This window comes from Mycobacterium sp. E1715 (assembly GCF_001667625.1).
In the GTDB taxonomy this organism is placed as follows: domain Bacteria; phylum Actinomycetota; class Actinomycetes; order Mycobacteriales; family Mycobacteriaceae; genus Mycobacterium.
Window position 1 is genome coordinate 1 of sequence record NZ_LZJJ01000422.1, and the last position, 9,000, is coordinate 9,000.

Sequence of the window (9,000 nt, forward strand, 5' to 3'; positions counted from 1 at the left end):
CACTCCGGGCACGTTGCGGTGAACAGCGCCACGCAGTCACGCGGGCCAACGCCGAAGTCCGCGAGCATGTTCGCCGCGGCGCAGGACCGCTGCCGCATCTGCTCGAAGGTCACCTCGACGCCGGCGATCGACATCATCACCCGGTCGGGATATTGCTCGGCGCGCCGGTCGAGCACCGCCGGCACGGTGAAATCGTCGACGCCGAAATCGGAGGGCCCTAACGGCGCGCTCCGGTCGGGGTGCATCGGCTCGCCGATTAGGCTTTCGCGGCCGCCGGATCGGGCTCACCGGCCGCGGTGTAACCGAAGTCGGACGGCGAGGCCTCGGTGCCGGGGTAGAAGCGGTGCGCCCACCGGCGAAGGGCCGCATAGTCGTGCGCCTCTTCGGGAGCCAGGTTCGGCTTCTCCAGGTACTTCATGTTCTCCCACGTGAAGAAGTCCTGTTTGATGACTTCTTGCTGCAGCGCCAGGAATTTGGCCGCGCGACCGGTCGGCACGTCGCCCGTATCGCCGGGCTCGCGGACCGACGCCTGTGTGTAGAAGTAGTCGGTGTAGTCCTCGTCGACCGGCGTTTGCCCCGTGACCTGCACGGTGGCCACCAGCTCGCTCGGGAAGCGGACCACCCCCAGCCCCAGGGAGTAGTTGTCGTAGATGATCTTGGCGTCGACCGGCCCGTTGGGGGTCAGCCAGGTCGACGCGCGCCCGCCGCCGAAATGGGCGTTGACGGTCGCGTGCAGGTGATACCCGGAGACCTCGAACGACGCGGTGGTGGCGGGATTGGCGGCCTTGTGCACGTATTGCACGTGGTACGGGTCGGCGGCGTTCTCGATGATCATCTGCGGGTGCACCTTCACCCGGTTGAGCATCTGCGTGTGCGGGTGCAGCGGGTAATACTCGTTGGTTTCCAGTTCGGGCAGCACCGGCGGCTGCCAGTACGGTGCCCGCCCGTGCCGCTCGTGCCAGGCGAGGATGAAGCCGTACCACTCCACGGTCGGGTAGGTGCGGATGCGGACGTTGTTCTTGCAACCGATCTTGCTGTAGGGAATCAGCGCATTCGTGCCGTCACCCCGCCAGCGCCAGCCATGCCAGGGGCAGACGATGTTGTCGCCTTCCACCGTGCCGCCGACGCCCAGGTTGGCGCCGAGGTGTTGGCAATAAGCGTCCATCACGTGCACCTGGCCGGACTCGGTGCGGAAGATGACGAGTTCCTCACCGAAGTAGTGCGCCCGCTTGACCGCCCCGGCGGCCAGGTCGGAGCCGAATGCCACGATGAACCAACCGGTCGGGAACCGATAGGTCGACAGCGCGATGCCGGCCTGTCCGAACTCGCGTTCCGAGGGATCTCCTGCCGGATCCGAAGCCGGGTCCGAAATTGTATGCGTCACGAGCTCTCCATATCCCGCCCTGCCCAGGCGAGCCGAGCGCAACTGGGCCGCCCTTCACTCACCGCGGTTCGACGACAAGGTCTATTTTTACTATTTTAAGCATTGAACGTCAACGCGGCGCCAACGCGTCCGACAGAGCGGGGTTTGAAGATGACGGCTGCGGCGGTGGACCTTTCCGACTTCGCCCTGTGGCGCAACGGGTTTCCCGACGACCTGTTCGCTGACCTGCGGCGCAACACGCCACTGTTCAGGCACGAACTGACCCCCGGCGTGGCCAAGACGGTGCACCGCGATTTCTGGGTGGCGACCAGACACCGGCACGCCGTTCGCCTGCACCGCGACACCGAGTCGTTCACCGCGGCCGACGGGCCGCTGATTCAGCCGGTCGCGATGTTCTCGTCGTCGCCAACGATCATCACGCTGGACCCCCCGGACCTGAACAAACGCCGCAAACTCATCTCAAATGCGTTCAATCCGCGAGCGATCGCAAAGCTGGAGGACGGCATCCGGGCGCGCGCGGCGCGGATGATCGACGACCTGCTCGCCGCGGGCGGCGGCGACTGGATCTCCGACGTCGCCGACGCATTGCCGATGACCGTGATCGGCGACATCATCGGCATCCCCGATCCGGACCGACCGCGCGTATTCGACCTCTTCGACCGCATCCTGAAGGCGCTTGCGCCCGAAGCCCGTCCGACCGGGCAGGTGGAACTCGAGCTCTTCGCCTCGGTCTTCGACTACGCCATGGAGCTGACCGCCGAGAAGCGGCGTAACCCGACCGATGACATCTGGAGCACCCTGGCGTCGGCGGTGATCACCGGCGACGACGGTGTGGAATTCAGGTTGCCCCCCAACGAACTCGAATTCTTCTTCTTCGTCCTGGCTTTCGCCGGCAGCGACACCACCAAGAACGCACTCGCGATCGGGCTGCAGGCCTTTCTCGCCAACCCCGAGCAGATCGAACGCTATCGGACGGACGAGGGCCTGCGCCCGACCGCGATCGAGGAGGTGTTGCGCTGGGCGTCACCGGTGGCCTATTGGACGCGCACCGCGAAGGTCGACGTGGAGATGGACGGCCAGCACATCGCCAAGGGCGAGCGGGTGGTGTCGATGCTGCGGTCGGCGAACCGTGACGAGGAGGTCTTCTCCTCGCCATTCACCTTCGACATCGGCCGTCAACCCAACCCGCACGTGGCCTTCGGTGGCGGGGGACCGCACCATTGCCTCGGCGCGATGCTCGCGCGGGCGGAACTTCGCGCGGTCTTCGACGAGCTGTTGCTGCGCTGCGACGAGATCGAGATCGGGCCGGCCACGGTGGCTTATCCGAACCTGATGACCAACATGTCGATCTACGACGAGATGTCGATCTCGCTGACCGAGCGGCGCTAGCCGCCAGGTCAGTCGATCAGCCGCAGCGCGGCCTTGGGGCACTGGTCCACCGCGGCCCGGACGTCGATCTCGAGCCGCGGCGGCACGGGTCCGTCCGCGATCTGCACCACGTCCTCGTCGCCCAGCTCGAAGACTTCCGGCGCCAGCGATTCGCAGAAACCGTTGGCCTCACAAAGGTTTTCGTCAACCGTCACGCGCATCAGATGCCCTCCACTTCTCTAGAGGCCCTTGGGTCGGGTCCCGATCACCCCGCTGCTCGCGAGGCGCATCAGTTCTTCGTCGGTCAGCCCGCACCGATCACGCAGCACGTCCTCATTGTGCTCGCCCAACCGCGGCGGTGGTCGCGACAGCCAGCTGTCCTGGCCGGACAGCCGCGCGAACGGTGGGCAGGGGTACAAGCCCGCGCCGGTGCTGGGGTGGTGCAGCGTCTCCAGGAAGCCCCGGTGGCGCAGTTGGAGATTGTCGGTGACCAGCGACGGCGACACCACCGGAGCGGCGGGTATGCCCGCGGCGGCCAAGCGCTCCACCGTCGGGTCACGCGGTTGCCGGCCGAACCACTCCGCCAGCCGGCGATCGAGGTCGTCGGCCCGCTGACACCGCCCCGCGACGGTGGACAGCTGCTCGTCACACCACGCCGGTCGATCCATCAACTCGACCAGCGCATGCCACTGCCGGTCGTCGCGCACGGTGACCGCGATCCAGTCGTCCTCCCCGGCGCAGCGGTAGATGTTCTGGATCGCATCGCCGAAACCGCGGTTACCCCGCCGGGTCAGCGTCGTCCCGAAGACCTCCGACTCGATCGCCTGTATCGCGGTGGCGTTCAGCACCGTTTCCAGCATCGGCAGCTCGACGAGCTGGCCCGATCCGGTGCGGTCGGCGAAGTTCAGCGCGGCCAGCACGGCGAAGGCGGCGTGCACGCCGGCCAGCGGGTCGCATGCCCCGCGCGGCGTGACAGGCGGGGTGTCGGGCAGTCCGGTCACCCACGCCAGGCCGGCGATCTGCTCCATGGTGGGGGCGAATCCGACCCGGTCCCGCCACGGGCCGTCCAGCCCGAAGGCGGGCATGCGGGCGACTACGAGCTTGGGGTTGACGTCCAGCAGCACATCGGCGGTCAGGCCGAATTGTTCCATCACCCGGGGTGAGAAGTTCTCGATCACCACGTCTGCGCCGGCGGCCAGCTCGGTGAACAGACTCCGTCCGTCTTCGGATCCCAAATCCAATGTCACCGATCGCTTGTTGGTGTTCATGGCGTGGAACACCCAACCGTATTCCCACCAATCGTCGACGTCGGTGCGCATGCCGCCCGAGTAGCGGATGCCGTCGGGCCGCTGTATCGATTCGACCTTGACGACGTCGGCGCCGAACGCGGCCAGCAGGTGGGTCGCCGCGGGACCGGCCCAGAACGCGGTCAGGTCGACGATGCGCACACCGGACAGGGGAAGATCCGTCGCCGGCGACGCCATGGCCATTTCTCTTGGGAGCGGAGCGTTTTCATCGTCAGCCTCGCCCAGGACGGGGGCGACGCGCGGTGGGGCGGGCGCGCACTCCGACATCAGCCACGGCGCTCGCGGCTGGTGAAAGCCGGCGGGGTTGGCCACGAAGGCGCCGCGCTGCGTCACGTACTCCATCTCTCGGATCGTGGAGCCGTTGCCGAGCGCCGCGATGGGCAACCGGAACAGTTGGCCGAGCTCGACGATCTCCTCGACGGTCCGTTCAGCCAGCCAGGGGCCGATCTGTTCGCGGATCAGGTCGCGGTAGGCCCACCGGCCGATCTGGAAGCGGAGCTGTTCGATCTCCTCCAGCTGCGGGCACTCGACCATCGCGACGAAGTCGAGCCATTGCTGGCCGGTGACCATGGTGATCCCGACGTAGCCGTCCTTGGCGGGCTCGATCGACGGGACTTCCAGCGTGCGGCGAACCGGCGGCACGCGGAGCAGCTGAGAGTGCAGCCATTCGCTGCTCTGCATCGCGGTCAGGGCCTCGAGCATGGACAGGTCGAGGTGCTCGCCGGGTCCGCCGCGTTCGACGCGGCGGCGCACGGCCAGCACGCCGAACGCGGCATACACGCCGCCCATGTACTCCCCTAGGTCGCCGCCGATGGAGATCGGCGGCCCGGCGGGATCACCCCGGAAGCCGGGCGAGCCCGCCCACGCCTGCAGGGTGAATTCGCTGGCGGCTCGCCCGGCGTACGGTCCGGTCCAGCCGAAGTCGGAGATCGTGACGATGATCGCGCCCGGAGCCGCGGCCAGCAGCAGCTGCGGGTCGACGCCCAGCGACGCGGCCCGCTCGCGCCCGGCCGTGAGCACCACCACGTCCGCCGCGGCGAGTTCCGCGGAAAACCGCGCGGAGCCGGGCGGGCACGTGATGCTGCGCTTGCCTGCGCTGAGATACGCGAAAAACGGCGAGCTCTGCCCGTCCGGCACCGGTGACCGCGTCGCGGAGTAGTGGCGGAGCCAATCACCCTGCGGCGGTTCGATTTTGCGCACCTGCGCCCCGGCATCGGCCAGCAGCTTCCCGCAGTAGCTGCCGGCGATCCGGTCACTGATCTCGACGACACGCAGGTCGTGCAGCGGTGTGGGCCGGCTGTCGGACCGCTCGCTCACTTACACCCGCCCTCCCGATCGACACGCGATCGAAGAAGCTATTTATACCATTACTGCTAAAATAGCTAAGCCAGCGAGTTGATTGGTTTCGAGGATCGGATGACCGACTTGGGAATTGGGCGCGACGCCCGTCGCCGATTGTCGGCGCCGCGGATCGCTGAGATCGTAGCCGACGAATTGCGCCGCCAGATCATCAACGGCGACCTGGCGGACGGCGACCTCCTGCCGCGCCAAGAGGTCCTCGTCGAGCAGTTCAACGTGAGTTTGGTTTCGCTGCGCGAAGCGCTGCGCATCCTCGAGACCGAGGGCCTGGTTTCGGTCCGGCGGGGTAATCGCGGCGGCGCGGTCGTGCACGCGCCGGCGAAGACCAGCGCCGCGTACATGCTCGGGCTTTTGCTGCAGAGCGAGTCGGTCGCGGTCGCCGACCTCGGTATGGCGTTGCAGGAACTCGAGCCCGCGTGCGCCGCGCTGGCCGCCCGGCGGCCGGACCGCGCGGACACGCTGGTTCCAGAGCTCAACAGGGTGAACGACGCCATGGCCGAAAACATCGAGGACGGCGCGCTGTTCACCGAAATCGGCCGGGAATTCCACGATCTCGTGGTGCGCGGTTGCGGAAACCACACCATCATCGCGGTGGTCGGCAGCTTGGAGACGCTGTGGACCAGCCACGAACAACAGTGGGCGGACGAGAGCGCGGCCCGGGGCACCTACCCCTCGCTGGCTCAACGCCGCGCCGTCCTCGGCACGCATGTCAAGCTGACCGAGACCATCGCGGAGGGCGACGTCGACAGGGCGCGCCGCATCGCGGGTCGCCATCTCGCCGACACGCAGACCTACGTGCTCTCGGATCGGCACGACCAACGTATCCACGCGCTGTCGCCGCAGGCTTTGTCGCGGACGCGGGATTTCCGGCAACCGTAAGAGGCGCCCCTTGAGAACCGCATTGGTCACCGGCGGCAGCGGCGGGATCGGCAAGGCGTGCGGTCGCAAGTTGGTCGAGCTGGGTTACGACGTGGTGCTGGCCGCGCGTCGCGAGGCTCCGTTGCGTGCCGCCGCCCAGGAGATCGGCGCGCGTCACCTGGTGGCCGACGCCTCGGATCCGGACGGATTCGTCGCGGCCACAAGCGCTTTGGAAAGCATCGACCTGGTCGTCCACGCCGCGGGCACGCTGGGCGGAACGTACGCGCGCAAGCAGACGTTCGAGCAGTGGCGGACCATCATCTCGGCCAACCTCGACTCGTGCTTCGTCGTCACCTCCGCCGCGCTGCCAAAGATGCGTGCGGGTTCGCGGTTCGTGTTCATCTCGTCGTCCGCGGCGCACGAACCGATGATGGCCCGCACCGCCTACTCGGCGTCCAAGGCCGGCATGAACGCGTTCGCCCGCGCCCTGGCCCTGGAGGTCGACCGCGACGGCATCGCCGTGCACATCGTGACACCGGGACCGGTGGAAACCGAGATGCTGCAGGACGTCCCCTTCGAGATGTACGCGATTCGGGTGTCCGATGTCGCGGACGCCGTCGCGTGGCTGGACACCGTCGACCCGTCCCTTGACCTGCCGGAGGTCCGGCTCAGCGCGGTGCAGCGCGGGCCGTTCGCCCGGCCGCCGGTCGTTCCTACCGAGGCGCGGCGGCGCCGCCAGGGAACGCCTTGATCACCGATTCGCCGAATTCGTGCAGGGAATCAGGCTTCGCGAAGTCGGTGAACCACACGTAGAACCGCTCGACCCCCTGAGCGGACAGACCGTCGAAGTGACCGATCAACTCGTCGGCGTCGCCGCACACCAGGCCCGAGCCCAGGTTGCCGAATCGGCGGAAGCTCACCTCGCGCACGGCCTTCGGATCGCTGGCGGCCCGGACAAATCCCACCATCTGCTGGATCGATACCCGGGCGGACCCCGCTTCCGGGGCCAGCTTGGGCAGCCGGTCGAGGTGGTTTGCCGGCACATTCCACCAATCCGCATGCCTGCGAACGAGTTCCATCATCCGCGGTCCCGTTCCACCCAAGACCAGCGGTATCGGATGGGTCCTGCGCGGGGACTGCACGGTATCCCCCGCCCCGTCGCCCCAGTATTCCCGGATCAGCTCCAGATGGCGCCCAAGCTGTGCGACCCTGGCCTTCGGATCCTGCTGACCCACAGCGAATCTGGTGAACTCCGTGGGCCAGGATCCCGCACCCAGGCCCAGATCGAACCGGCCCTCGGATGCGTCCGACAAAGTGACGGCTTGTTTGGCCAGCACGGCGGGATGGCGAAACGCGTCGCACAGCACCAGGTGGCCGATCCGCAGTCGCTCCGTCTTGGCCGCCACCCAGCCGGCAATCCCCATTGCCTCCCAGATGCTTTCGTCGGGCAACCCCGGCGCCTCCAGATGGTCGATGAACGCCAGGCCGTCGAAGCCGCTGCCCTCCGCGTGGCGGGCCCGCTCCACGATGTCGGCCGCCGACAGCCGAACCTGCGGCAGGAACAAATACCACTCGACCATGCGCCCACCTATGCGTCTATTCCCGTGCGATTGCGGACCGGGCCGCTAGTTTACTATTTTTATTATGTTAGGGGTCTTATGGATGTTGGACTGAACGCGGAGCAGCTGTCGCTGCGCGAGACCGTGCGCGACATCCTGCGTGCCGAGTGCCCGCCCGACTCCGCCCGGCAGGCGATGACGGATCCGGAGCGGTGGCGGACGCTGTGGAAGACGGTCGTCGACCTCGGTTGGACGGAATTGGCCGCCCCGGGGACCGGCGACTACGGACCGGTTGAGCTCGCGCTGGTGCTCGAGGAATGCGGTGCGGCCATCGCGCCGATCCCGCTGTTGAGCAGTGTCGGGCTGGCCGCCGGCGCGTTACGCGACGCGGGCCTCGACGCGGTTCTCGACGACATCGCCGGCGGCGTGGTCGCCACCCTGGCCGTGCACGCCAAGGGATCTCGGCTGCCCGGGGCGCCGATGACGCTGCGCGCCGGGCGCCTGCGCGGACGGGCGGTCGCGGTCCCCAACCTGTCGCGCGCCGAGCTGCTCGTCACGCTGGCGCGGGCCGACACCGCCCCCGATGGCGCCGTGGTGGCGGTCGCGCGCTGCGGCGACGGGGTGACCGTCATCCCCGGCGAGTCGACCGACCCCGCGCAGCCGCTGGCAGACGTCGAGGTCGACGCCGAGCCGCTGGCCATCGCACCGGTCGACACCGAGCGAGCGTTGACGGCGCCGTTGGTGGCCGCGGCCGCCGACCTGGTCGGCACGGCGAGCGCCGCCTTGAACCGGGCCGTCGAGCACGCGAAGACGCGCCGCCAGTTCGGCACGCCGATCGGCGCGTTCCAGGGGATCAAGCACGCTTTGGCCGACAACTACGTCGGGCTGGAGCGCGCCCGCAGTCTCACCTACGCCGCGGCGGCCCGGCTGGGCGACCCGACCACGGCGCCCGCGGAAGCGTGGACCACCGCGGCGCTCGCCAAGGCGGCGGCCGGCGATGCGTGCCGGACGTAGAGGTGGGCGTCGTGCTCCCAGGTCTGCCCGAGCGCCCCGTGCACCTGCACCGCGGTTCTCGCGCAGGTGGCCGCCGCATCGCCGGCCGCCGCCTTGGCGAGCGCCGCGGTGGTCCACGCTTCCGCGGGCGCCGTGGTCGGGTCGCCCAGCC

The 9,000-nt window shown here is 68.4% G+C and carries 9 protein-coding genes; 4 read left to right on the forward strand and 5 right to left on the reverse strand.

Translation table 11 applies throughout. From position 1 onward, the window contains the following. Both A9X03_RS20470 and A9X03_RS20475 read right to left on the reverse strand, forming a co-directional pair. Positions 1-245 (reverse strand): AMP-binding protein (locus tag A9X03_RS20470; RefSeq protein ID WP_156746618.1); only part of this gene is annotated, 245 nt, incomplete at its 3' end. A gap of 11 nt (positions 246-256) precedes the next feature. Further along, positions 257-1,384: an aromatic ring-hydroxylating dioxygenase subunit alpha gene (locus A9X03_RS20475; RefSeq protein WP_156670260.1), complete on the reverse strand. Its 1,128-nt coding sequence runs from the start codon at positions 1,382-1,384 to the stop codon at positions 257-259. A gap of 102 nt (positions 1,385-1,486) precedes the next feature. On the opposite strand from A9X03_RS20475, the gene A9X03_RS20480 reads away from it, so the two are divergent. Then, positions 1,487-2,773, forward strand: a complete 1,287-nt coding sequence (locus A9X03_RS20480) for a cytochrome P450 (protein WP_369831398.1) — start codon at positions 1,487-1,489, stop codon at positions 2,771-2,773. An 8-nt stretch (positions 2,774-2,781) separates the two neighbouring features. Here A9X03_RS20480 and A9X03_RS20485 read toward each other — a convergent pair whose 3' ends face one another. Both A9X03_RS20485 and A9X03_RS20490 read right to left on the reverse strand, forming a co-directional pair. Beyond that, complete coding sequence (locus A9X03_RS20485; protein ID WP_046185638.1) at positions 2,782-2,973, reverse strand: ferredoxin; 192 nt, start codon at positions 2,971-2,973, stop codon at positions 2,782-2,784. Between the two features lie 18 nt (positions 2,974-2,991). After that, positions 2,992-5,376 carry a CoA transferase gene (locus A9X03_RS20490; protein ID WP_068262693.1) on the reverse strand — a complete coding sequence of 795 codons (2,385 nt, stop codon included), beginning with the start codon at positions 5,374-5,376 and terminating at the stop codon, positions 2,992-2,994. A 99-nt stretch (positions 5,377-5,475) separates the two neighbouring features. Here A9X03_RS20490 and A9X03_RS20495 point away from each other — a divergent pair, with 99 nt between their 5' ends. Together A9X03_RS20495 and A9X03_RS20500 are read left to right on the forward strand one after the other, a co-directional pair. Beyond that, the gene (locus A9X03_RS20495; RefSeq protein WP_067760517.1) at positions 5,476-6,297 is read left to right on the forward strand and encodes a FadR/GntR family transcriptional regulator; all 822 of its coding nucleotides are present in this window, start codon (positions 5,476-5,478) and stop codon (positions 6,295-6,297) included. Between the two features lie 10 nt (positions 6,298-6,307). Beyond that, positions 6,308-7,027 carry an SDR family oxidoreductase gene (locus tag A9X03_RS20500; protein WP_068262696.1) on the forward strand — a complete coding sequence of 240 codons (720 nt, stop codon included), beginning with the start codon at positions 6,308-6,310 and terminating at the stop codon, positions 7,025-7,027. Here the strand turns inward: A9X03_RS20500 and A9X03_RS20505 are convergent. Further along, complete coding sequence (locus A9X03_RS20505) at positions 6,990-7,856, reverse strand: LLM class flavin-dependent oxidoreductase (protein ID WP_068262699.1); 867 nt, start codon at positions 7,854-7,856, stop codon at positions 6,990-6,992. The two genes, A9X03_RS20500 and A9X03_RS20505, sit on opposite strands and share 38 nt — an antisense overlap. A 78-nt stretch (positions 7,857-7,934) precedes the next feature. On the opposite strand from A9X03_RS20505, the gene A9X03_RS20510 reads away from it, so the two are divergent. Next, the gene (locus tag A9X03_RS20510; protein ID WP_082974548.1) at positions 7,935-8,849 is read left to right on the forward strand and encodes an acyl-CoA dehydrogenase family protein; all 915 of its coding nucleotides are present in this window, start codon (positions 7,935-7,937) and stop codon (positions 8,847-8,849) included. The last annotated feature ends 151 nt before the right edge of the window (positions 8,850-9,000 follow it).